The organism is Streptomyces sp. NBC_00525 (assembly GCF_036346595.1).
Classification (GTDB): Bacteria; Actinomycetota; Actinomycetes; order Streptomycetales; family Streptomycetaceae; genus Streptomyces.
In genome coordinates this window covers 6,637,526-6,660,593 of the sequence record NZ_CP107834.1, presented here as the reverse complement: position 1 = coordinate 6,660,593, position 23,068 = coordinate 6,637,526, and the positions used below count along the sequence as shown (strand labels likewise).

The window sequence follows — 23,068 nt, the reverse complement described above, 5'->3', positions numbered from 1 at the left end:
TTACTCACTGGTTAAGGTGCGCCGACGACATCCCCGACGGAGGAGGGCCCAGTGGCCGGGACGGACGACGCGGTCGCCGACGACGACGCGCTGTATGTGCTGACCGCCGTCCTGCTGACCCCGGCGCAGTTCCCCGGAGTGCTCGGCGACGACTACCCGGCGGCGTGCGCCGCGCTGCGGCTGGAGCCGTACGCCGAGGGGTACGGGCTCGTCATGGGCCAGGACGGGGACGGCGCCCGGTGGACGGTCGTCGTGGACGATGTGTCGCTGGTGGCGGTGGCCATCGCGTCCTGGGACTGCGGGATGGAGTACGACCTGTCGCCGGACGACCGGTCGGTGGTCTGCGCGCTCCCCGGCTGGCCCCTCGCGCTCGCCGTCTCCACGCCGGGGGTGCCCGCGCCGCACGACCCGGTGCCCGGTCCGGACGCGGACGGCGACGCCCTGGCCGCGCTGGCGCCGCCGGACACGGAGGAGTGGGGGCCCGCGCAGCGCCGGATGGGCGCGGACGCCATCGCCGCGCAGTGGGCGGACTGGCGCGAGCGGATCGACGACGAGACGGTGTTCGCACCGGCGGGCGGGCCGGGTACCGAGGCGGACGATTCCGGGGCCGACCGTGCGGAATCGGCCGAGGCGGCGGACGAAGCCCCGCGCCCGGCGGGCTCCGGGCGGCATCCCGGAGTGCGGCGGGCCCTCGCCCAGGCGCGCGCCTATGTGGACGATCCGCCGCCGCCCGGCCGTGTCCGGTCGTCGTTCGCACCCGGCGACGCCCGCATGATCCGGGCGGACGGGCCCGGCTGGTCGATGGTGGCCAGGACCGACGACATCGCCCTGCTGCTCCTGGACGAGGCGCCGGGCGAGATCCTGCCGGTCGGGCGCGGGCCGGAACTGCCGGGGCTGCTCACGGCGCTGGACGAGCTGGCCGTCCGGCCGTTCTGACCCGCGCCGGGGCCGGACGGGGTCAGACGCGGTCGAGCGGGCGGTGGGGTTCGGCGGGGAGCACGATCTCGATGGGGTCGCCGGGCCCGACCGCGCCGCCTCTGGTGACGATGCCCATGATCCCGGCCTTGCGGACGATGTGGCCGGCCTCGTCCCGGCCGACGACCTCCTTGAGGAGGCCGTCCTGGTAGTTGTCGATCTGGTAGCAGGGGTTGCGCAGCCCGGTGATCTCGACGACCGCCTCGGCGCCGAGGTGCAGCAGGGTGCCGGTGGGCAGGGCCAGCAGGTCGATCCCCCGCGTGGTGATGTTCTCGCCGAGTTCGCCGGGGGCCACCTCGAAACCCTTGGCCCGGACCTCGTCGAACAGTTCCTCGTGGATGAGGTGGACCTGGCGGAGGTTGGGCTGGGTGGGGTCCTTGGCGACCCGGGAGCGGTGCTTGACGGTCACCCCGGAGTGCACGTCGCCCTCCACCCCGAGGCCGGCCAGCAGCGTCACGCTGTCCCGGTTCGGCTTGGTGAAGGTGTAGGTCTCGTTCCTGCTGACGGCGGTCACGATGCCACTCACGGCGGGATTCCCCTCTCAGCGGTCGGCCATCGGCGGCCGGTCTCCGTACAGCTGATCGTACGGAGCTGTCCGCACCGGCCGCCATGGAGGGGCCGGTCACCTCAGCGGCGCGCCGACCTCGTGCATATGGGTGAGCGCCTGCCGGTAGGACTCGACGAGGCCGGTCTCCGTGTAGGGCAGGCCGATCGCCTCGCAGTGGGCCCTGACCAGGGGCTGGGCCAGGCGCAGGTGGGGGCGGGGCATGCTCGGGAAGAGGTGGTGCTCGATCTGGTAGTTGAGGCCGCCGAGGAACCAGTCGGTGAGGGCGGCGCCGCGGACGTTGCGCGAGGTCAGGACCTGGCGCCGCAGGTGGTCCCAGCGGTCCTCGTCCGGGTCGGGCATCTCCATGCCCTTGTGGTTGGGGGCGAAGGCCATGCCGAGGTGGAGGCCGAACAGGGCGTGGTGCACGAGGGCGAAGACGACCGCCTTGCCCGGCGACAGCACGGTGAACAGGAGGGCGGCGTAGAGGCCGAGGTGCGCGGTGAGCAGGAAGGCGGACAGGGCGCGTTCGCGCACGGGCTGCCGCTTGAGGTACTGGAAGCCGGAGACCTTGAGCGCGATGCCTTCGAGGAGCAGCATCGGGAAGAAGAGGCCGGCCTGGTGGCGGGTGAGCCACCGGGCGAAGCCCTCGCGCCGGGCGGCCTGCTGCTGGGTCCAGACGAGGGCGCCGACGCCGACGTCCGGGTCCTTGTCGATGTGGTTGGGGTTGGCGTGGTGGCGTACGTGCTTGTCGTTCCACCACGCTTCGTTCATCCCGAGCAGCAGGTTGCCGTGGAAGAGGCCGATGGCGCGGCTCACCCGGCGGTCGCCGGTTATCTGGGAGTGCCCCGCGTCGTGTCCGACGAACGCGGTACGGGCCCAGAGGAGGGCCAGCGGCAGGGCGAGCGGCAGCACCCACCAGGTGTCGCCCAGGAGGACGATGCCGGTGACGACGGCCGCCAGGGCGAGCAGGTTGGCGGTGATGCCGGCGGTGTACCAGCCGGTGCGCCGTTCGAGGAGTCCCCGTGCCCGCACGGCACGCAGCAGGGGCGCGAAGTCGCTCCCCCGGTTTCCGGTTCCGTCGCGTGTGGGTTCCGCGACGGCAAGGGTGGCGTGGGACATGGTTTCTCCGGTCTCGAGTCCGCTCCGACTCCGGAAAACGTACGGTTGGCGGGGTGGCGGAAACCATGACGCCACCACCCTGGGGCAGGGTGGTGCCAGCCCCCTCTCCGGGCCGGGGGCCGACCGCACCGGCAGAGCACGGCGGACTACCCTGTGTCGCACCTCACGCACAGGGGAGGTCTGCGGTCGCGTTCGGTGGGGTACCCTCGGCGACCTCAGTCGACTAGTCAAATTTGAGGACTCTGACATCGCTGTGCACAGTCTCTCCTCCGCATCCCTCTCCGACATCGACGCGCTCGCCGGCTGCTGCGCGGTCTTCCTGCCCGCGGACCCCGCCCGCACCGGCCGGCTCGCCTTCTGGCATCCGGACGGCAGCAGTCCGCCCGAGGGGCCCGGCGAGAGCGCGGAGCTGACGGTCGCCGGCGCCGACGCGCTGCCGTACGAGGTGCCGGCGCGGCTGCTGTCCGTGGCCGACGCGCTCCCGGTGCTGACGCGTGCCCGGTTGGCGCGGCACGCCTCCGCGTCCGTGGCGTTCTGGGGCGTGGCCGGGCTGCTCGCCCTGCAGTTCGCCGCCAGGGGTCTGCTGCTGCCGGGCCTGAGCGCGACGGACCACGACAGCTGGCGGGCCGGGCCGCTGGCCCCGGACGATCTGGCGCGGGTGCGCACTCTGGCCGCCTCGATGCCGCCCGCGGCCCACGCCGTGCCGCTGGACACGGCGGACGGGTCGCTGCTGCTGCCCGAACCGGAGCATCTGGTACGGGCGTTCCTCGACGCGGTGGCCGACGGTCTGCCCCGCACCCCCGCCGCTCCGCTCGCCTCGGGCGGGCCCGCGTTCACCGCGCCGGAGCCGCAGCGGGTGCCCGCCCACCGTGCCTGGGCCGCCGATGTGGCGGCCGGTCACGACGCCGGCGTACGGCTGTCGCTGCGGGTGGAGGTGGCCGGGCTCGACGGGGCGGGCAAGGGGGGAGCCGGCCCGTCGTTCCGGGTGGTTCCGCAGATCCACAGCGTCAGCGACCCGGCCGTGGTGGCCGACGCCGCCGAGATCTGGGCGGGTGGCGGTCCGGCGGCCGGGGCGTTCGGACCGCGGGTGCGGATGGACGCGCTGCTGATGCTGCGCCGGGCCGCCCGCGCCTGGCCGTCGCTGGCGCCGCTGCTGTCGGCGGCCGTGCCCGACGCGGTGGAGCCGGCCGACGAGGAGATCACCGAACTGCTCGGCCCCGCCGCACGGGCCCTCGCCGCCGTCGGGGTCCAGGTGCACTGGCCCAGGGAGCTGACCGCCCGCAGGCTGACGGCTCGTGCGGTGATCGGGCCGGACGGCGAGGACGAGGAGGGCGGTGCGCCGCGAGGTCTCGCGCGTACGGCGTCGGACGCGGAACCGCTGCTCTCGTCCGACGCCCTGCTCACCTTCAACTGGTGGTTCGCGCTCGGGGACCAGCAGCTCAGCCGCGAGGAGCTGGACCGGCTCGCCGAGGCGGGCCGGCCGCTGGTGCGGCTGCGCGACCAGTGGGTGCTCATCGACCCGGACGAGGCGCGGCGGGCCCGCGAGACCCAGGACCGCAAGGTCACCCCGATCGACGCGCTGGGCGCGGTGCTGACGGGGTCCGCCGAGGTCGACGGGCGGCGGGTCGAGGTCCGGGCCGCCGGCTGGCTGGAGCGGCTGCGTGAACGGGTCGCCGATCCCGCCCGGCGGCAGGAGGACGGGGAGCCGGCCGTCGGTCAGCCCGCCGCACTGGCCGCGACCCTGCGGGACTATCAGCTGCGCGGTCTGAACTGGCTGCACACCATGACCTCGCTCGGGCTGGGCGGCTGTCTCGCCGACGACATGGGGCTCGGCAAGACCATCACCCTGATCGCGCTGCATCTGCACCGCCAGACGCTGGAAGGCGGTGCCGGTCCCACGCTCGTGGTCTGCCCGACCTCGCTGATGGGCAACTGGCAGCGCGAGATCGAGAAGTTCGCGCCCGGCACCCCGGTGCGCCGCTTCCACGGTGCCTCGCGCGGTCCGGCGGACCTGGCGGACGAGGGTTTCGTGCTGACCACGTACGGCACGATGCGGCTGGACGCGCCGAAGCTGGCCGCCGTGCGCTGGGGCATGGTCGTCGCGGACGAGGCGCAGCACGTCAAGAACCCGTACTCGGCGACGGCGCGTGCGCTGCGCACCATCGGCGCGGGGGCGCGGGTGGCGCTGACCGGTACGCCGGTGGAGAACAACCTGTCCGAGCTGTGGGCGATCCTGGACTGGACGACGCCCGGACTGCTGGGGCGGCTCGGCACCTTCCGTACGCGGTACGCGCGGGCGGTGGAGGGCGGTGACCCGGCGGCGGCCGAACGGCTCGGGGCGCTGGTGCGTCCGTTCCTGCTGCGGCGGCGCAAGACCGATCCCGGCATCGCCCCGGAGCTGCCGCCGAAGACGGAGACGGACCGGACGGTGTCGCTGACGCCGGAACAGGCCGGGCTGTACGAGGCGGTGGTGCGCGAGACGCTGGCGGCGATCGCGGAGGCCGACGGGATGGCCAGGCGGGGGCTGGTGGTGAAGCTGCTGACCGCGCTCAAACAGATCTGCAACCACCCGGCGCAGTACCTCAAGGAGGAGGAGCCGCGCATCGAGGGCCGGTCCGGGAAGCTGGAGCTGCTCGACGAACTGCTGGACACCATGGTGGCGGAGGGCGCCGGGGTGCTCGTGTTCACTCAGTACGTGGCGATGGCCCGGCTGCTGGAACGGCATCTGGCGGCGCGCGGCATCGGCACGCAGTTCCTGCACGGCGGCACGCCGGTGGCCGCGCGGGAGGAGATGGTGGACCGGTTCCAGGCGGGCGAGACGCCGGTGTTCCTGCTGTCCCTGAAGGCGGCGGGCACGGGGCTCAACCTGACGCGGGCCGGCCATGTGGTGCACTTCGACCGCTGGTGGAACCCGGCGGTCGAGGCGCAGGCCACCGACCGTGCGTACCGCATCGGGCAGACGCAGCCGGTGCAGGTCCACCGGCTGATCGCGGAGGGCACGATCGAGGACCGGATCGCCGGCATGCTCGCCCGCAAGCAGGGTCTCGCGGACGCGGTCCTGGGGTCGGGCGAGGCCGCCCTGACCGAGCTGAGCGACGCGGAACTGGCCGATCTGGTGGAGCTTCGAGGGGGGACACGATGAGCGACGGGTACGAGGCCGGCGATTTCGCCGAGGGCGGCGACGAACGGGAGGACGGGGCGCCCGCGCAGGAGCGCACCTTCCCGGCGCTGCCGCCCGCGCCGGGCCGTGGTTTCGCCACCTCGTGGTGGGGAAGGGCGTGGCTGCGGGCGCTGGAGGAGACTGCGCTGGACGGCCGACAGCTCAAGGAGGGGCGCCGGGTCGCCAGGGAGGGCCGGGTCGGTGCGGTGTCGGTGCGGCCGGGCCGGATCACGGCGGTGGTGAGCGCGCGGGACGGCAGCACGTACCGCAGCGATGTCCTGCTCCAGGAGCTGGACGAGCGGGAGTGGGACCGGTTCCTGGACATGGCGGCCGAGCGGGCGGGGCACATCGCGGCGCTGCTGGACCACGAGATGCCGTCGCATCTGATCGAGGACGCGGCGGCCGCGGGGATCGATCTGCGTCCGGGCATGGGCGACCTCGAACCCGAATGCACCTGCGAGGCGTGGGACCACTGCCCGCACACCGCCGCCCTGTGCTACCAGGTCGCGCGGCTGCTCGACCAGGACCCGTTCGTGCTGCTGCTGATGCGGGGGCGCGGCGAGCGGCGGCTGCTGGCGGAGCTCCAGCGGCGGATCGCGGCACCGGCCGGGGAGCACGACGGCGGCGGGGACGAGGAGCGGGCGGCGGTGCCGGAGGGGTCCGGCGTACCGGCGGCGCAGGCGTACGCGCAGGGGGGCATCCTGCCCGCGCTGCCGGCGCCTCCCGGGCTTCCGGACGAGCCGGGCGCGGCGCCCTCGCTCGACACGGAGACCGATCCGGAGGAGGGGGTCGACCCGTCGGCGCTGGAGATGCTGGCCAGGGACGCCGCGGCCCGCGCCCACCGGATGCTGGCCGACGCGCTGGCGCCGGGCCATGAGCTGCGGCCGGTGGCCGCGGGGCTGACGGTGCGCCAGGACGCGGTGCGGCTCGCCGCCGAGGCGCGTCCCGAGCCGTGGATCGCGAACCGGCTGGCGGCCGGATCGGGGCGTCCGCGCGCGGGGTTCCCGGCCGCGATAGCGGCGTGGCGGCTCGGCGGCTCGGCGGCGCTGGCGGTGCTGGACGAGGACCGGGCGCCGGACGCCACCGAGCTGGCCCGTGCCCGGACGCGGCTGGCGGGGGCGTGGGAGGAGGACGAGGCACCGCGGCTGCGGGCCGAGGGCAACCGCTGGACGTCGGCGGACGGGAACCTGCAGCTCCGGTACGGGCCGGACGGACGCTGGTACCCGTACCGGAAGGAGAACGGGCAGTGGTTCCCGGCGGGGCCGTCCGACGACGATCCGGCGGCGGCCTGGGCGGAGGCGCGGGGCGACTGAAGGGGCGCGCGACACGCGCTGACGCGCCGTCAACGTCCTTTATATGGGCAGGATTTGGATATCCTGCCGTCTTCCGCGTCGTGCGCGGCACCCGTACGGTGGGGCCCGCACACGACCCGGCCGTACATCGGACAGCGCGTCACGGTCACCGGACGGGCCGCCGGTCGCCGCGCCCGGTCCCCCACCATGTATCCCCCTTCCCACCTCCCCCCACAGGAGTACGCATGGAACGCAGACGAATCCTCCAGGGCGCCGCGGTGGCGGCGGCGGGTGTGCTGCTGCCCGCCTCCGTCCGGGCGACCGCCGCGACACGGGGCGCCACGGACTATCCGGCGGCGCACTGGGCACCCGCGTCGACGTCCAACTACACGGCCTCCTCGCGCCCCTCGGCGTACCCCGTCGACTACGTCGTCATCCATGTCACGCAGGAGACGTTCTCCGAGACGATCTCCATCTTCCAGAACCCGGCGAAGCAGGTGTCCGCGCACTATGTGGTGCGGTCCGGCGACGGGTACATCGACCAGTGCGTGCGGGAGAAGGACATCGCCTGGCACGCGGGCAACTGGGACTACAACACGCGGAGCATCGGCATCGAGCACGAGGGGTGGGTGGACGAGCCCGCGTACTTCACGACCCCCATGTACGAGAAGTCGGCGCTGCTGACCGCCTCGATCTGCGACCGGTACGGGATTCCCAAGGACCGGGCGCACATCCTGGGCCATGCGGAGGTGCCGGGCGCCGACCACACCGATCCGGGCCCCAACTGGGACTGGGTCCGCTACATCCGCCTGGTCAATCTGCTCAGCACCGGCTGAGCACCGCCCTTCGGGGAGGCGGGCGGTCAGCGGCCGTCCGTCTCCCCCACGAGGGGGCAGCGCACGAAGAGGACGCCGTGCACCTCGCCGTCCGGCGCGCCGTATACATGGGGCTCGTCGGCCCGCCACCGGGCGGATTCGCCGGGGCCGACGGTGTACGGCCGGCCCGGCGGCCCGACGACGGCGGCGCCCGCCAGGACCATCAGGCTCTCCGACGTACCCGGCACATGGGCCTCCGAGTCCTGGACGGCTCCGGCGCGGATGGTCACGCGGAACACATCGGTGACCGCCTCCCCGTCCTCGTACCGTTCCAGGAGTACGGCGGTGACGGCGCTGCCCGAGACCTCCGACCCGTTCCGCGCGGGCGCGCCGCCCGGCGGCGGGTCGCTCAGGACCGCGCTGAGGGGGCGGCCGAGGGCGGTGGCGAGGGCGTACAGCGTTTCCAGGGTGGGGTTGCGGCGGCCGCTCTCCAGCTCGGAGAGGGTGCCTTTGCCGACTCCGGAGCGCCTGGCCAGCTCGGACAGGGACACGTCCATGTCCTGCCGCAGGGTTCGCAGCCTGCGCCCCACGTCCTCGTTCAGCCCCATCGCCGTACCGCTCGCTTTCGTGGTTGACGGGTACCGGTCCGCATCCCTAGTGTTCCACAAACAGAACGTTCCGTATACGGAACACCGCACGGCACTCCCGAAAGTGGCTCACTCATGTCCGTGTTGCCCCGCGTACGCGCGGCCGCTCCGCCCTCCGCCGTGGCCGCGGGGCTCATCGCCGTGCTGGTGGGGGTCACCAGTTCGGCGGCGCTGGTGTTCACCGCGGCGAAGGCCGCCGGGGCCGACGCGCGCGAGATCTCCTCCTGGATGCTGGCGCTCGGTGTCGGTCTCGCCTTCACCTGTGCCGGTCTGTCGCTGCGCCACCGCGCCCCGGTGGTGACCGCGTGGTCGACCCCCGGCGCGGCGCTCCTGACGACCGGTCTGGTCGGGGTGTCCATGCCGCAGGCGGTCGGCGCCTTCATCTTCTCGGGGCTGCTCATCCTGGTGAGCGGTGTCACGGGATGGTTCGCGCGGGTGATGAGCCGCATCCCCGTTCCGCTGGCCGCCGCGCTGCTGGCCGGGGTGCTGCTGCGGTTCTGCACGGGCCTGTTCAGCACCATGGAGCACAGCTTCGCCGTGGCCTTCCCGATGTTCGCCGCGTATCTGCTGGGGCGCCGGCTGCTGCCGCGTTACGCGGTGCTGGTGGCGCTGGCCGCCGGGGTGGTGGCCACCCTGTTCACCGGGGGCTGGCGAACGGGCGGCGTCCACCTCTCCCTGGCCACCCCGGTCTTCACCGCGCCCGAGTTCGACTGGAGGGTCCTGGTCAGCGTCGGCGCGCCGCTGTTCGTCGTCACGATGGCCTCGCAGAACCTGCCCGGTGTCGCCGTGCTGCGCGCCTCCGGCTACCAGGTGCCGGTGTCCCCGCTGATGACATGGACCGGCGCGGCCAACGCGCTGCTGGCGCCCTTCGGCGCGTTCGGCCTCAACCTGGCCGCCATCACGGCCGCGATCTGCACGGGCGAGGAGGCGCACCCGGACCGCGGCAAGCGCTATCTCGCCGCCGTGTGGGCGGGGTTCTTCTACCTCTGCGTGGGGCTCCTCGGCGCGACCGTGGCCTCCCTGCTCACGGCCATGCCCCACGAACTCGTGATGGCCATCGCGGGGATCGGGCTGCTCGCGACGATCGAGTCCTCGCTCGCCTCGGCGCTCGCCGACAAGGAGTCCCGCGAGGCGGCCGTGGTCACCTTCCTGGCCACCGCGTCGGGCGTGACGCTGCTGGGGATCGGCTCGGCGTTCTGGGGCCTGCTGGCCGGGCTCGTCACCGGTGCCGCGGCCTCGCTGGGCCGGCCGCGCCGCCCCGGCCCCGCCACCCCCGTCCCGGCGGAGCGGCCGCGCGAACTGCCCGTCCGCTGACCGCTCCCCCGCCCTCGCCGCACACTCTCTCCGGACGCCCTCTCCCCGGCGTCCGTGTCCTCCCCTTGGAACACAGTTGCTCCGGGCATCGGCCGCGGGGTGGGATGACTGTATGCAGAAAGCGGTATCCCCACCCTCCGTCGAATCCCTGGCACCCTTCGACCATCTGGACCACCGCTATCGCGGCGAACACCCGGTCCGCACCCTCGCCCTGCTCCTGCGACCGGACCGGGGCCGGCTGGCGCTCGCCGTCGTCCTCTTCACCGTGAAGCACAGCCCCATATGGCTGCTGCCGCTGATCACCGCGACCGTCCTCGACGTGGTCGTCCAGCACGGCCCGGAGGCGGAGCTGTGGAAGGCGACCGGGCTCCTCCTGTTCGTCCTCGTCCTCAACTACCCGCTCCACCAGTGGTACGTGCGCTGCCTCGGCGGCAGCATCCGCCGCATGGGCATCACCCTGCGCTCGGCGCTGTGCCGCCGGATGCAGCAGCTGTCCGTCGGCTACCACGCCCGCGTCAGCTCCAGCGTGCTCCAGGCCAAGGTCGTCCGCGATGTCGAGGCGGTGGAGCAGATGGTGCAGCAGAGCGCCGACATGGGGCTCGGGGCGGTGGTGACGCTGGTCGGCGGGCTCGTCGTCATCGGCGTCCGGGTGCCCTCGTTCCTGCCCGTCTTCCTCGTCGTCGTGCCCGCCGCCGGCTTCCTCGTGATGAAACTGCGCGGCCGGTTGCGCAGCCACAACGAGTCCTTCCGCCGCGAGGTCGAGCAGTTGTCCTCCCGCGTCGGCGAGATGACCACCCTCATCCCCATCACCCGCGCCCACGGTCTGGAGCGGACCGCGTTGGGCCGGGTGGACGGTTCGCTGCGCCAGGTGTTCGCGGCCGGGCTGCGCCTGGACATGCTCAACGGCCGGTTCGGCTCGCTGGCCTGGGTGCTCCTCAACACGCTCGGGGTGCTCTGCCTCACCGGGTCCGCGCTGGTGGCGTACCACGGCTGGATGCCCGTGACCGCCGGTGACGTCGTCATGCTGAGCGCCTTCTTCACCGTCCTGACCGGCTCGGTGACCACGCTTCTCGGGCTCGCCCCCATCCTCACCAAGGGGCTGGAGTCGGTGCGTTCGGCGGGTGAGGTCCTCCAGGCGCCCGATCTGGAGCACAACGCCGGCAAGGCGCAGGTGGAGCAGGTCACCGGGCGTATCGACTTCGAGGACGTGGCCTTCGGGTACGACGAGGCGCGGCCCGCCGTGGACGGCTTCACGCTCTCCGCGCGGCCGGGCGAGACCATCGCCCTGGTCGGGGCGTCCGGCGCGGGCAAGTCGACCGTCCTCAACCTCCTCATCGGGTTCATCCGGCCCACCTCGGGCCGCATCCTGCTCGACGGCACCGACATGGCCGGGCTCGACCTGCGCAGCTACCGGCGGTTCCTGTCGGTGGTGCCGCAGGAGTCGATCCTGTTCGAGGGGAGCATCCGCGAGAACGTCACGTACGGCCTGGGGCGCACCGATGAGGCGACCCTGCTGAGCGCCCTGGAGGACGCCAACGCGATGGAGTTCGTCCGCCGTCTGCCGCAGGGCCTGGACACGGTGGTCGGCGAGCGCGGCGCCCGGCTCTCGGGCGGGCAGAAGCAGCGGCTGGCCATCGCCAGGGCGCTGATCCGCGACCCCAGGGTGCTGGTGCTGGACGAGGCCACCTCGGCGCTGGACAACCGCTCCGAGGCGCTGGTGCAGGAGGCGCTGTCCCGGCTGGTGCACGGCAGGACCGTCTTCGTCGTCGCCCACCGCCTCTCCACCATTCAGGGTGCCGACCGCATCGTGGTCATGGAGGGCGGCCGGATCGTGGAGGTCGGGACCCACCAGGAGCTGCTGGGCCGCCACGGGGTGTACGCGGGGCTCCAGCCGGCCTTCCCGTAGCGGCTGCCGGGCCGCCCGGCGGGCGAACGGGTCCGCGCGGCCGCCCGTGCTTATGGTGGCGTACGTGAGGGTGCGCGAGAAGACGGGACGGGTGGGCCGGCGCCGTGCGGGGTACGCGGCGGCGGCCGTCGTGTTCGCCGTCGGGATGGCCGGCACCACGCTGCCGACCCCGCTGTACGGCCTCTACCAGAAGGAGATCGGATTCTCCGAGCTGATGGTGACCGTGGTCTTCGCCGTGTACGCGGTCGCGGTCATCTCGGTGCTCCTGGTGGCGGGCAACTACTCCGACAAGGTCGGGCGCCGTCCCGTACTGCTGGCCGCCATGGCGCTGTCCGCCGCGAGTGCGGGCTGTTTCCTGCTGGAGGCCGGGCTGCCCCTGCTCTTCGCCGGGCGGGTGCTGTCCGGTGGCGCGGCCGGGCTGCTGAGCGGCGCGGCGACGGCCGCGGTGATCGAGCTGGCGGAGCCGGGGCAGAAGGCGCGGGCCGGGTTCGCCGCGACGGCCGCCAACATGGGCGGGCTGGGCTGCGGTCCGCTGCTCGCCGGGGTGCTGGCGCAGTACACGCCGTGGCCGCTGGCGCTGCCGTTCTGGGTCCATCTGGGACTGGTCGCGGTGGCCTGCGTCATCATCCTGCGGCTGGCGGAGACGGTCGCGGAGCCCCGGCGGTGGCCCCGGCTGGAGCCGCAGGGGGTGCGGGTGCCGCCGGAGGTGCAGGGGGTGTTCGTGCCGGCCTCGCTGGCCGCCTTCGCCGGGTTCGCGCTGCTCGGGCTGTTCACCGCGGTCGCGCCGAGCTTCGCGGCGAAGACGCTCGGCGTGCACAACCTGGCGGTGACGGGCGCGGTGGTGTTCTCGGTGTTCTGCGCCTCGACGGTCGGTCAGTCGCTCGCCCCGCGCATCGGGGCGCGCCGCGCGCTGCCCTTCGGCTGCGCGGTGCTGATCGCCGGACTGCTGCTGGTGGCGTCGTCGCTGCTCGCGAAGTCGCTGGTGCTGCTCGTGCTGGGCGCGGTCTGCGGGGGCATCGGGCAGGGGCTGGCCTTCCGGGCCGCCCTCACGCTGGTCGGCGATGCCGCCCCCGCCGAGCACAGGGGCGGCACCATCTCGGCCTTCTTCGTCGTCGCCTACCTGGGCATCTCCGTGCCGGTGGTGGGCGTGGGCGCGCTGGCCGTGTGGCTCGGCCTGCGCGACGCCGGGCTGATCTTCACCGGGTGCGTGATCGTCCTGGCGGCGGTGTCCGGTACGTACGCGGCGCTGCGGACACCGAAGCGGGCATGAGCCGGTCCGGGGTCGGCCGCGACGATCCGGGCCGGGGTCAGCCGCACTCCTTTCCGTTGAGGGTGAAGGCGGCGGGGTCGGCCGCCGGCGCGCCGTCGGCCTGGAAGCCGAAGGAGGCGCTGCCGCCCGCCGGGACGGACCCGTTGTGGCCGGCGTTCTCGACGGTGACCCGGCTGCCGCTCTGGGTGGCGGTCGCGTTCCAGGCGTTGCCGATCTTCTCGGCGCCCTGGAAGTCGAAGACGAGCCGCCAGCCGTCGAGCGGTGTCGATCCGGTGTTCTTCACCGTCACATCGGCGGTGAAACCCGTGCCCCACGCCTGGCTGACGCGGTAGCTCACCTCGCAGGCACCGGGCTCGGGGTCGGGCGTGTCCGTGGGGTCGGGGGTCTGGGTCGGGTCCGGCGTGTCCGTGGGGTCGGGCGTCGGGGACGGGTCCGGGGTGCCGGTCGGGTCAGGGGTGGGGCCGGGGTCCGTGCCGTCCGGGGCGCTGCCCCACTGGGGCGTCGAGCCCTCCAGCAGCACCATGTGCGGCGCGTCGACCGGGGTTCCGCCGGGTGTGGTCGCCGTCGAGGGGTAGGACCAGTCGTTCGACGGGTCCCAGGCGCCCGCCGAGCTGATCCGGAACTGGACCTCCTTGCGGTACGCGGACTGGCCGGCGGGGGCGATGTCGGTGTCCGAGCAGTCCACCGTCACGTAGTAGACGTCGCCCGCCAGGTGCGTGGGTCCGGTCACCTCGCCGCACTGGTTGTAGTTGGTGGTGAGGGTGATGTCGTCGGGGGTGGTGCCCGGTTCCAGGGTGACGTAGTAGCGCAGCGAGGCGTCGGTGAGGGCGCGGGCAGGCCAGGCGGACCGGTTGATCAGATACGCCTTGATCTCGGTGAACCCGGGGCCCGCCGCGTTCACCGACGCCTGGACGGACATCTCGGGGCCGTCCGGCTCCTCCGGCCGGGGGAAGTCGGCGAGCGGGGCGCCGCCGTACTCGGCGTAGAGCCGCGCCAGGGCTCCGGTGAAGGCGGCGTTGTAGTCGGTGGCGACCTCGTTGTTGACGTAGTTGGATCGTTCGTCGGTGTAGGAGTCGTCGGGTGCGCTCGGGCCGCCGACCAGTGCCCCGTACAGGGTGTGCCGGCTCTCGGCCGGGTTGTTCATCTGGTCCGTCCACGAGCCGTGGGCGGTGCGGTGGTGGGGCTTGGTCGGCGGGTTCTCGCCGAAGCCCACCACGTAGCTCGATCCGCGCGGGTTGTCGCCGAGCGCGTAGTCGATCTGGCGGACCGCGAAGTCGTGGTAGCGGGCCTTGCGGGTGGCGTCACCCGTCAGCCAGTCGGAGTAGCTCAGCGCCACGAAGGCGGTGTTCGCCGCGTATCGGAGGGAGCCCCAGCTGTCGAGCACCGCCTGCCCGCCGGGCGAGTAGGGCACCCGCTGCCCGTTGACGCCGACCGTCCACCAGTCGAGCCAGCGGTTGGCATCGTCGATGTACTTCTGTTTGCCGGTCAGCTGGGCGAGGAGCACGTAGGCGCCGTAGGAGCTGTCGTCCCAGGAGAGCGTCCAGCGGTAGGACCGGGTGCTGGTCTGCGGCTCGGTGGAGAGGTTGTCGTAGTACGACTCGGCCTTGGCGAGGTACGCGGCGTCACCGGTCGCCTTGTACAGCCAGATCGCGCCCCAGACCAGCTCGTCGTCGTACCCGCTCCAGGAGTTGTAGTAGCTCTGCGCGTCGGTGACGCAGTCGCTGTATTTGCCCCGGTAGGTGTCGGCGAAGGTGTACAGCTGCTTCGCGTGGGTGATCAGCTTCCCGGCGTACGCGGGGTCGCTGTCGGCGAACACCATCGAGGAGGAGGCGAGGGCCGCCGCCGTCTGGCCGGCCAGGTCGCTGCCGGGGCAGGAGGCGGCGATCTTGTACGCGGGGCGCTCCATCGGCATGACCTCGGCGGGGCCCCACCACTTGTGGTCGTCGCCGCCGTTGCCGACCTGTGCGTACAGCACGTCGGGCTCGGGGTGCGCCTTGATGAGGTAGTCGTCGACGAAGCGCAGGTTGTCGCGCAGGTGGGTCAGCTGCCCGGACGCCTCGTAGGCCGCCCGCTGCTCCGCGCCGCCCCAGGCCAGCATGGTGGCCGAGTACGCCATGGGCAGGCCGAACTTCACATGGTCCCCGGCGTCGTACCAGCCGCCCGTCAGGTCCAGGCCGACGTCCTTGCCGTCCTCCAGCGCGGAGTCGCCGCGCCAGGAGACGCGGTTGCTGTCGGGCAGCTTGCCGGACTGCTGGGCCTCGTAGAAGAGGAGGGACTTCTGCAGCGCCTCGCCGTAGGCGAAGGCGGGGGCGGCCGCCGCGCCGGCCGGCAGCGAGAGCGGGAGCAGGAGGCCGGCACCGACGCTGAGCGCCAGTGCGACGGCGGTGAGGGGGCCGGGCCTGCGGGATCGTCTTCGCAGGGCGGGGAGGGTGAGCGAGCGCAACGGAACTGTCCCTTCGTCACGTCGGTGGGGGTGCGGGGAGGGCGGTGCGGGAGCACCGGGCGTGGGAGCGCTCCCAAATGCGTTGCTCATCAAGCCAGTTCCGCGCGGGACTGTCAACGGTTGCGGCAGGGCCCCTGCCGGAACGGGCCTGCGGCAATCCGCCCACCGGCCACCCATTCGGGCGAGCCCGCGCGCGGAACGGGTCGATCCGCCCAAGGCTTGCATGGTGAACGCCCGCACCTGTGGCGTCGCGACGGAGGTACGCATGAGCGCGATGGACATGCCGGCGGATGTGCCGAAGGACTCGGCACGGACCGCGGCGAGGGACCGGCCGGCGACACCGAGGATCAGCTGGCTGACGCTCGCCCTGATGACCACCGCGTCGGTGGCGAGCCTGCGGGCGGCGCCGACGATGGCCGTCTACGGGCTGGCCTGTGTCTTCCTCTATCTCATCCCGGCCATCGTGTTCCTGCTGCCCACCGCTCTCGTCTCGGCCGAACTGGCCTCGGGCTGGCCCGGCGGCGTCTACCGGTGGGTGAGCGAGGGGCTGTCGAAGCCGCTCGGCTTCCTCGCCGTGTGGTGCCAGTTCGCGATGACGATCTTCTACTACCCGAGCCTGCTGGCGTTCGTGGCGTCCACCATCGCGTATGTCATCGATCCCTCGCTCGCCTCCAACGGCGTGTACACCGCGATCGTGATCATGGTGCTGTACTGGACCGGTGTCTGGGTGTCGTCCCGTGGCACCAAGGCGCTGGCGGGCCTGTCCTCCTGGGGGCTCGTCATCGGGACGCTCGTCCCCGGTACCGTCCTGGTCGTGCTGGGCCTCGTCTTCCTCGGACAGGGGAACGGCTCCGCGGCCCCGATGACCGCCTCGCATCTGCTGCCCCAGTGGACGGGGCTGGCCAGCCTGGTGCTCATCGTCAACAACTTCCTGTCGTACTCCGGCATGGAGATGAACGCCGTGCACGTCTCCTCGCTGCGCGATCCGGCGAAGGAGTACCCGAGGTCGATGTTCCTGGCCATGGGCCTGGTGCTGCTGATCTTCATCCTTCCGGCGCTGGCGATCAGCTGGGTGGTGCCGTCCAGTCAGCTCAGCCTCACGGCCGGCGTCATGCAGGCGTTCGACGCGTTCTTCGCGCACTTCCACGTCGGCTGGATGACACCGATCGCCGCGGTGATGCTGGTGTCCGCGGCGCTCGGCGGCATGCTGACCTGGCTCGCGGGGCCGTCCAAGGGCCTGCTGGAGATCTCCCGCAGCGAGGGATATCTGCCGCCGTACCTCCAGCGGCTCAACAAGAACGGCATCCAGCAGAACATCCTCGTCACCCAGGGCATCGTCACCACCGTCATCGCCCTGCTGTACGCGCTGATCCCCAACGTCTCCAGCGTCTACTGGATCTTATACGTTGCAGGCTCTGACCTGCGGGAACGCAGCCGATACTACAGCGGAAGACAGCGAAAAGCCCCCCTTCTCCGACACCCGGAGTTGGGGGGCTTTCTTGCGTTGGTCAGGACGCCGGGACCGTCACCGTGTGCCCGGTGATCTCGCACGTGTTGCCCATCGTGATCGACGTCGTGTTGAAGATCAGGTCAGCCGACGACTCGCCGACCGACCCGTCGAAGACGGCGTTGCCGGAGCTGTCGGCGGCACGGAACCACGACGCCGTCCCCGTCGCCGACGCCGTCGCCGTCACCGCCGGGGACACGTCCAGGGTGGCCGTGCCGGACGACGCGGCGCCGTAGGCCGCTGTCGAGTCCAGGGTGAAGGTGACGAGGGCGGTGGCGCCGGTCGACGTGTCGGGCCCGGCGGGCTGGGAGCCGCTGTAGATGGTGATCGTGGCCGCGCCGGACCCGGCGTCCAGCAGGTCGACGATGGCGTTGCAGGCGGCGTTACGGGCCGCCGTGGAGATCTTGAAGTTGGTCGCCATGATGAGACGTCCTCCTATTCAGGCGAGGCGCGTAACGCGCATCAGTGATGTGTTGAATACGGTCGTTCCCGACGTGCCAGCGACTGTCTGGGTCCAGTTCAGCCCGAGCACTCCCGACGCCGACGTGACCACCGTCGCCGTCTCATAAGCGAACGCCTGATTGCCGACGTGATCGCGGGTTCCGTAACGGATATCGGTAGAGAAGTTGTGCACGCCGAATCGGCCCAGGGACTCGTCGGCGTCGGCGTCGCTTGCCGTCGACGCCATGCCGATGACGCACTTATTGCCGGTCGTGCCGGTCGGCACCGTCCAGTCGGTCTTGAATCCTTCGGCGGCCAGTGCGGCGTAGTGGATGTAGAACTCCACGAAGTACGTCGCGTTGGCCTCCAGCTCCATTTGAAGGTCAGGGTCAAGGGTCGTCGTGATCGTCGACGTCCTGGTCGTGCTGCTCGGCTTGTTCACGATGCGGGGAAGCATCGACATCAGCAGCTCTGCCGTCAGCTCGTCCCCCGCCGCGATCTGCGGATACTGGTCTGCCATTCCGCTCCTCCTTAAAGAGCGACGCGCGGCCGATTCCAGAGCTGAACCCCGGTGCCGCTTTCGTGTGTCTTGGCGAGAGATCTCGTCACCGTCAGCGCCCATTCCGCGCCGTGGAAACTCGCCCCGAAGTGGCCGACGTAGGCGACGGCCGTAACCGTCATCCGCTCGCCGCCGACGTTGATGTCGAACGGGCCGTCCGCGACCGACCACTGAAGAAGGTCGTCGTCGGCCCTGCCGTCGATGTAGGTGACGACGTTCACCGTCGTGTCGTCGGCGTCGATGCCGTCCAGAAGGAACGACCGCCCGGACGGCGCGACCCGCAAGGACGTCCCCGCCTGGGCGACCGAATACGGCTTCGCCGGGGACGTGTTGTACGTCCAGCGATGCTCTGTCTGGTCCCACCGTTCGGTGTAGCCGTCGAGGATCTGATCGAGCACGTCGTCCCGCAGCGACAACCACGGCGGGCAGTTCGCGACCGTCACCCTGTCGCCCAGGTCGACCGTCAGCACCTGAACCGTCAGGGCGTCGTCTGCGGCCACGGCAGGGACTTCAAGGCCCGTCGACAGCCGGGACACCTTGATCTCGTCCAGGCTGCCCTTGAAGGCCCTCCAACCGGCCTGCGGGTAGGCGTCCTCGTCGCGCGCCAGCGACAGCGTCACCGACGTGTCGTAGCGGCCGATGCCGTCCGGGGAAGCAGCCGTGGACATGCGGCCATCGGTGATCTCGTACCGGGCGACGCCGCCGCCCTGCCGGGTGACCGTGACGTCGTTGAAGACATCCTGGTCGTCGTACGACGGCTTGAACTGGTTCAGGAGATGCCCGCCCTCGAAGTCGAGTGCCAGCGCCGCCGACTGGTTGTACTGCGATGCCACCGTCCGGTAAGCGAGGCCCAGTTCATCCCGCGACTCGAACATGACGCCGCCGTCCGTCGCCTCACACTCCCGGAGAAGCTGCACGAACGTCTTCGGCCCCTGATACCCCATCCGCTTCGACGCCGACGCCGACACCGACGCCGCCACACCTTCCTCGGCGCACAACCGAAGGAACCGGGTAGCCGCCGCCTCGCCTCGGTGAGCGTCGAGGGACGTCCAGGCGGGGGCACCGCCGTCCCACACGGCGATGTGGCCGATGTACGCGGACGACGCGTTGTTGAACGGCCGGTTGTAGGGGTTGACCTCGATGGCGTAGTCACCGGTCGCGTGCATGTAGTTCAGGAGCGAGGCGACCAGTTCACGGCTACCCCTCTCGACGTCCTGGGCGTACAGGTAGACGTCGTCGCCCAGGAAGTACACCTCCAGCATGCATCCGGGGCGGCCCACGACCGTGAACTCCCCCGTAACGCTGGCCGAGTACGGCATCCCGCTACTCCAGCCGGCAATCGCCAGCCGGAACGTGTTCGTCGTCGCGTAGATGACATCGACCTGGAGGGCGTAACCGTCGGCGTCGGTGCCGGTGACGCGGAGGATGTCCGCCCCCGCCGCCATGCCGCCGGGCGTCGCGAACAGGCACGTCACCGACAGCTCGTCCACCAGGTTCCCAGCGATCTTCGGCGAGGCGAACCGGGACGACCCGATCTGCGGCAGCGGCGCCGAACAGACGAAGTCCCTGTACTGGCCGAACTGAATGAAGCCTTCGCCGACTTGGTCGATCCGGAGGGGTGGCCGGGGGGCGTTGATCTGCGCGTGGCTGACCACGGGGGCGGCGTCGGCGAACGAGTGGCCGCCGCCCTCTTCCATCGGCCAGTAGTGCATGAGGTCGAAGTCCACGGCCTGGGCGAGGATTTCCCGCTGGATCGCCGACGATGTAGCGCCCTTCCCCTGCTCCAGACGCCGCAGCAGGCCCGCGCACTCGACGTCCACGAACAGGTCGTTGCCGCTGAGATCGGTGCCGAAGTCGAACGACGCGATCTCACCCCAGAACCGAACCCCGACTTCCTGCTTCGTCATGCGGATCTCGGTGTTGCGGTTCAGGTAGCCGTAGTAGACCCCGTTCGGGTTGAACGGGTTGAACTGCTCGTTGCGGTTGTCCAGTCGAAAGCTGCACGACGACGTCACCGTCTGCGACCCCGACGACGACCGGCCACGGGTGATCGTGACCCCCGCCGAGTGCCGGAGGCTGGGCGTGATGTCGACCCACTCGCCGCCCACCCGAAGCTCCAGCTTCGTGCCTTCCACGCCGGACGTTCCCGACGACGTGACACCGCCCAGGACCGACGACCCCGAACCCCTCGGCTGCATGGCGCCCAGACCCGACGAGACAGCCCCCGAGAGCGCCGAAGAGCCGACACCCGACAGCCACTCCCGACCCGACCCCGACGACGCCACAGGCGACAGCGACGACGTCCCCGCCCCTGTCGGGGTCGACGACGCCGACGCCGACCCCGACGACGTGACGCCGCCCAGCGACGACGACCCCGACCCTGACGGTGTCGCGACGCGGTCGCCGATGATCCACGCCCAGGCGATCGACTGGAGGATCGTGCTCGACGGGGTCATCCGGTACGAGGACCCACCGAACGTGCTGCCGCTCGACACCGAGAACGCCCCGTACGCCGCGCTGCCGCGCTCATGGGTCGACGGTGACCCGTCCGTCGCCGACACATCCCACAACTCCGTGCCAGGCCCTGTACAGGTCACCCCGGTACCGCCGGTGTCGTGCCACGCCCCCAACACGGTGCCGACGCCGTCGACCGACGCCGCCCCCGTCACCGGCGGCGTGATGTAGATGCTGCCGCCCGTCGTCTTCGGCGCCGGGTTCGCCCCACCCGAGACCGGGGCGAAGCCGTCCGTGTCGGCGTAGGTGATGATGCCGCCGTTCGCCGACGCAGCACCCGACCACGAGAAGACATAGCTGGACGGCTCCGACGCCCCGGCCACCTTCGTCAGAATCCACGACGACAGGTTCGTGGTGGTGGCGTAGGTCTCGACCGTCCAGCCCGGCGCGGAAACCGTGGCCCCCGCCCAGGTGCTGACGATCGCGACCATGAAGTCGCCCTCGACGGTGCCGCTCGGGACGTTGATGTTCAGCGACGCCGTATCCGACAGGTCGTAATTCCAAGCCCACGACCAGTTGACCAATGATGCCGCCACCGCTTACCTCCCCAAGACGACCTGGACGTCCCCGCCCTCGATTTGAATTCGATCCCGGAGAAGGTCGACCAGGAGGTCATCCATCCGGCTACCGGAAGACTTCACTTCCAGCGTGATCCTGCTGACTCCGTCACCGCCGCCGGAACGAGGCAGCGGGTCTACTCGCGCCCCCTTCGGTAGCGAAAGCATTTCCGGCCCCCTCTCGCCGACGATGGCCGAGCCGGCCGTAAGGGCGGTACCGCCCTTCGCGAGATAGGGAATGTTCGGGGTGCTGATCGTGCCGCCACCGATCTTGTGCCCGAAGATGGACACCGAAGGCAGCGTGAACGAAAGGCCGTTCCACCGACCGATAATCCAGTTGATCGCATTTCGGAAGGCGTTCTTCAAGCCATTGAAGGCACCCGAGACCGCGCGGCCGATACGACCCGGCAGACCGGACATGAAGCTGACGAAGGAATTGACCTTCGTGCACACCCAGCTCAAAGCGGCGCCGAACTTGTCGCTGATCCATCTACCGGCTGCCGACGCACCCGACTTGATAGCGGACCAGGCGCGGGTAAAGGTCGTCCGGACTGCCGTGATCTGTGACGTGAAGAATGAGACCACGGCCGTGAAGGTGGAGCGCATCCACGACCAGACGGCGGAGGCCGCAGCCTTGATTCCGCCCCAAGCCTTGCGCCAAAGGGTCTGGAACCAGGTCGTCTTGGTGGCGATCAGAACGATGACGGCGATCAGAGCGATGATTGCCAGCGTCACCAACACAATCGGGTTCGCCGCCATCGCCGCATTGAATAGCCACTGGGCGGCCGTCCATGCACGAGTGGCCCCCGTGATGATCTGCTGCTTCACTGCGTTGATCTGTGTCGCGACGGTGTTCGCTTCGATGGCTGCGGTATCAGAAGTCGTGAGGGCGATCTTGATGCCCATCAGACCTTCCCAGATGATCGCCGCTACGTTCCACGCTTCCTGGGCGATCTTCCAGAGGCCCATCGCGTAGGCCACCTTTTCAATCACCGGTGCCAGGGCGTCCATTACGCCCTTCGGAATCAGAGCAACGGCCTTCCCGATGGCACCAAGGAAAGTCAGGCCGTCCGCGCCAGCTTCGGCCGTCCCCTTACCGAGGGCGCCGACCACAGTCATGATGACCGGGCCAAGGTCCCGGAGAATGCCGAGAACCTTGGAGCCGTTCTCCTTGGCGTAGTCGATGAACTTCTCGATGCCGCCGCCGTTAACCCCGGTCTTCAGCTTGCTGATGAGCTTCTGAACCCAGTCGATCGTGGTGCGCAGACCGCCTTCTGCCCAGTCTGCGACCTTCTTCATGAAGTCCTCGAATTTCTTGGACTTCACCCCGGTCGACAGCTTGTCGAGGAGCGGCGTGAACGCAGCGGAGACGCCCCGGACGATGGGCGACAGTGTCGGCAGGATCGCCCGCAGAACCTCAATGCCCTTAGTGAAGAGGGGCATTGTCGAGCCGGAAAGCGAATCCGACCAGGACTGGAAGTCGGACTTCAGCCCACCGAACGCCTTCGCCGTCTCCTGAGTGGCAGGCGAGAGCTGGCCCAGTTCGGTGCGGTAGAGCGCGAGAGCATCCTTGGCTTGCGTCGAGTTCTTGCCCGACTTCAAGACGGCCTGGGCGTAGGCGTCTTGGGCCTGCGACACCTACTTGATGCTCGCCACTTGCGGGGCGATGGCGGCGCCGAAGACGCCGACAGCGACACCGGCGCCGAGGAGCGTCGAGCCCACGGTGGCGACCCCGGCGGCGACCCCGGCCAGGATCGGGAGCGTCAGGGGGCCAAGCCCGCTGATGACTTTGCCGAGTGCGCCGAAGCGTTGTTCGAGTCGGCTGATTTCGCCGGAGGCTCGATCCTTGGCGACGAGGTTGAACACTAGCGACGTATCGGAAGCCATTAGCCCCGCCACCTGCCTCTATGGAGTTGTTATGCTGCGGCGCCTTTCAGCGCTTCGAGGCTTTGTCGTTCTCCTCGATGTATTGATCGACCCAGTACATCAGGGCCTCTTCTTC

The 23,068-nt window shown here is 70.9% G+C and carries 17 protein-coding genes; 8 read left to right on the top strand and 9 right to left on the bottom strand.

Annotated elements, in window-relative coordinates; translation table 11 throughout:
• The first annotated feature begins 51 nt into the window (after positions 1–51).
• Positions 52–936 (top strand): hypothetical protein, encoded by an 885-nt coding sequence (locus OG710_RS29125; protein WP_330242031.1) that lies wholly within the window; start codon positions 52–54, stop codon positions 934–936.
• A 22-nt stretch (positions 937–958) separates the two neighbouring features.
• On the opposite strand, the gene OG710_RS29120 is transcribed toward OG710_RS29125, so the two are convergent.
• Together OG710_RS29120 and OG710_RS29115 are read right to left on the bottom strand one after the other, a co-directional pair.
• Positions 959–1,501: an MOSC domain-containing protein gene (locus tag OG710_RS29120; protein ID WP_330242030.1), complete on the bottom strand. Its 543-nt coding sequence runs from the start codon at positions 1,499–1,501 to the stop codon at positions 959–961.
• 96 nt (positions 1,502–1,597) lie between these two features.
• Positions 1,598–2,641: a fatty acid desaturase family protein gene (locus OG710_RS29115; RefSeq protein ID WP_330242029.1), complete on the bottom strand. Its 1,044-nt coding sequence runs from the start codon at positions 2,639–2,641 to the stop codon at positions 1,598–1,600.
• Positions 2,642–2,894: 253 nt separating this feature from the next.
• Between OG710_RS29115 and OG710_RS29110 the strand changes: the two genes are divergently transcribed.
• From OG710_RS29110 to OG710_RS29100, 3 genes are all read left to right on the top strand, one after another.
• Positions 2,895–5,783 carry a DEAD/DEAH box helicase gene (locus OG710_RS29110; protein WP_330242028.1) on the top strand — a complete coding sequence of 963 codons (2,889 nt, stop codon included), beginning with the start codon at positions 2,895–2,897 and terminating at the stop codon, positions 5,781–5,783.
• Positions 5,780–7,114, top strand: a complete 1,335-nt coding sequence (locus OG710_RS29105) for an SWIM zinc finger family protein (protein ID WP_330242027.1) — start codon at positions 5,780–5,782, stop codon at positions 7,112–7,114. Before OG710_RS29110 ends, OG710_RS29105 begins: the two co-directional genes overlap by 4 nt.
• Positions 7,115–7,338: 224 nt before the next feature.
• On the top strand, positions 7,339–7,929 hold the full coding sequence (locus OG710_RS29100; RefSeq protein WP_330242026.1) for an N-acetylmuramoyl-L-alanine amidase: 591 nt from the start codon (positions 7,339–7,341) through the stop codon (positions 7,927–7,929).
• Between the two features lie 26 nt (positions 7,930–7,955).
• Here the strand turns inward: OG710_RS29100 and OG710_RS29095 are convergent, their stop codons facing one another.
• Complete coding sequence (locus OG710_RS29095) at positions 7,956–8,516, bottom strand: helix-turn-helix domain-containing protein (RefSeq protein WP_330242025.1); 561 nt, start codon at positions 8,514–8,516, stop codon at positions 7,956–7,958.
• 114 nt (positions 8,517–8,630) lie between these two features.
• Between OG710_RS29095 and OG710_RS29090 the strand changes: the two genes are divergently transcribed.
• The 3 genes from OG710_RS29090 (at position 8,631) to OG710_RS29080 (ending at position 13,045) form a co-directional block, all read left to right on the top strand.
• On the top strand, positions 8,631–9,869 hold the full coding sequence (locus OG710_RS29090; RefSeq protein ID WP_330242024.1) for a benzoate/H(+) symporter BenE family transporter: 1,239 nt from the start codon (positions 8,631–8,633) through the stop codon (positions 9,867–9,869).
• Between the two features lie 112 nt (positions 9,870–9,981).
• The gene (locus OG710_RS29085) at positions 9,982–11,775 is read left to right on the top strand and encodes an ABC transporter ATP-binding protein (protein ID WP_330242023.1); all 1,794 of its coding nucleotides are present in this window, start codon (positions 9,982–9,984) and stop codon (positions 11,773–11,775) included.
• 52 nt (positions 11,776–11,827) lie between these two features.
• Entirely contained in the window at positions 11,828–13,045 is a 1,218-nt protein-coding gene (locus OG710_RS29080; protein WP_443064306.1) for an MFS transporter, read from the top strand.
• 37 nt (positions 13,046–13,082) lie between these two features.
• On the opposite strand, the gene OG710_RS29075 is transcribed toward OG710_RS29080, so the two are convergent.
• The gene (locus tag OG710_RS29075; protein WP_330242022.1) at positions 13,083–15,488 is read right to left on the bottom strand and encodes a glycoside hydrolase family 9 protein; all 2,406 of its coding nucleotides are present in this window, start codon (positions 15,486–15,488) and stop codon (positions 13,083–13,085) included.
• Between the two features lie 265 nt (positions 15,489–15,753).
• Between OG710_RS29075 and OG710_RS29070 the strand changes: the two genes are divergently transcribed.
• A complete protein-coding gene (locus OG710_RS29070) occupies positions 15,754–17,031 on the top strand; it encodes an APC family permease (RefSeq protein WP_330242021.1) in 1,278 nt (425 codons plus the stop codon).
• Here OG710_RS29070 and OG710_RS29065 read toward each other — a convergent pair.
• From OG710_RS29065 to OG710_RS29045, 5 genes are read right to left on the bottom strand one after another with little or no spacing between them, the layout of a single operon-like run.
• Positions 16,997–17,416, bottom strand: coding sequence for a hypothetical protein (locus OG710_RS29065; protein ID WP_330242020.1), 420 nt, complete (start codon positions 17,414–17,416; stop codon positions 16,997–16,999). The two genes, OG710_RS29070 and OG710_RS29065, sit on opposite strands and share 35 nt — an antisense overlap.
• Positions 17,417–17,434: 18 nt before the next feature.
• The gene (locus OG710_RS29060; RefSeq protein WP_330242019.1) at positions 17,435–17,956 is read right to left on the bottom strand and encodes a hypothetical protein; all 522 of its coding nucleotides are present in this window, start codon (positions 17,954–17,956) and stop codon (positions 17,435–17,437) included.
• 11 nt (positions 17,957–17,967) lie between these two features.
• Complete coding sequence (locus OG710_RS29055; RefSeq protein ID WP_330242018.1) at positions 17,968–21,045, bottom strand: hypothetical protein; 3,078 nt, start codon at positions 21,043–21,045, stop codon at positions 17,968–17,970.
• Between the two features lie 3 nt (positions 21,046–21,048).
• Positions 21,049–22,704 carry a hypothetical protein gene (locus tag OG710_RS29050; protein WP_330242017.1) on the bottom strand — a complete coding sequence of 552 codons (1,656 nt, stop codon included), beginning with the start codon at positions 22,702–22,704 and terminating at the stop codon, positions 21,049–21,051.
• Positions 22,705–22,953, bottom strand: coding sequence for a hypothetical protein (locus OG710_RS29045; RefSeq protein ID WP_330242016.1), 249 nt, complete (start codon positions 22,951–22,953; stop codon positions 22,705–22,707). It abuts the gene before it with no gap.
• Positions 22,954–23,068 lie beyond the last annotated feature (115 nt).

Excerpts from the sequence above, each read along its gene's own strand:
- OG710_RS29085 (WP_330242023.1), top strand. The coding sequence starts at position 9,982 with ATGCAGAAAGCGGTATCCCCACCCTCCGTCGAATCCCTGGCACCCTTC.
- OG710_RS29095 (WP_330242025.1), bottom strand. The coding sequence starts at position 8,516 with ATGGGGCTGAACGAGGACGTGGGGCGCAGGCTGCGAACCCTGCGGCAG.
- OG710_RS29060 (WP_330242019.1), bottom strand. The coding sequence starts at position 17,956 with ATGGCAGACCAGTATCCGCAGATCGCGGCGGGGGACGAGCTGACGGCA.
- OG710_RS29090 (WP_330242024.1), top strand. The coding sequence starts at position 8,631 with ATGTCCGTGTTGCCCCGCGTACGCGCGGCCGCTCCGCCCTCCGCCGTG.
- OG710_RS29115 (WP_330242029.1), bottom strand. The coding sequence starts at position 2,641 with ATGTCCCACGCCACCCTTGCCGTCGCGGAACCCACACGCGACGGAACC.
- OG710_RS29070 (WP_330242021.1), top strand. The coding sequence starts at position 15,754 with ATGAGCGCGATGGACATGCCGGCGGATGTGCCGAAGGACTCGGCACGG.
- OG710_RS29100 (WP_330242026.1), top strand. The coding sequence starts at position 7,339 with ATGGAACGCAGACGAATCCTCCAGGGCGCCGCGGTGGCGGCGGCGGGT.
- OG710_RS29045 (WP_330242016.1), bottom strand. The coding sequence starts at position 22,953 with ATGGCTTCCGATACGTCGCTAGTGTTCAACCTCGTCGCCAAGGATCGA.
- OG710_RS29065 (WP_330242020.1), bottom strand. The coding sequence starts at position 17,416 with ATGGCGACCAACTTCAAGATCTCCACGGCGGCCCGTAACGCCGCCTGC.
- OG710_RS29105 (WP_330242027.1), top strand. The coding sequence starts at position 5,780 with ATGAGCGACGGGTACGAGGCCGGCGATTTCGCCGAGGGCGGCGACGAA.
- OG710_RS29080 (WP_443064306.1), top strand. The coding sequence starts at position 11,828 with ATGGTGGCGTACGTGAGGGTGCGCGAGAAGACGGGACGGGTGGGCCGG.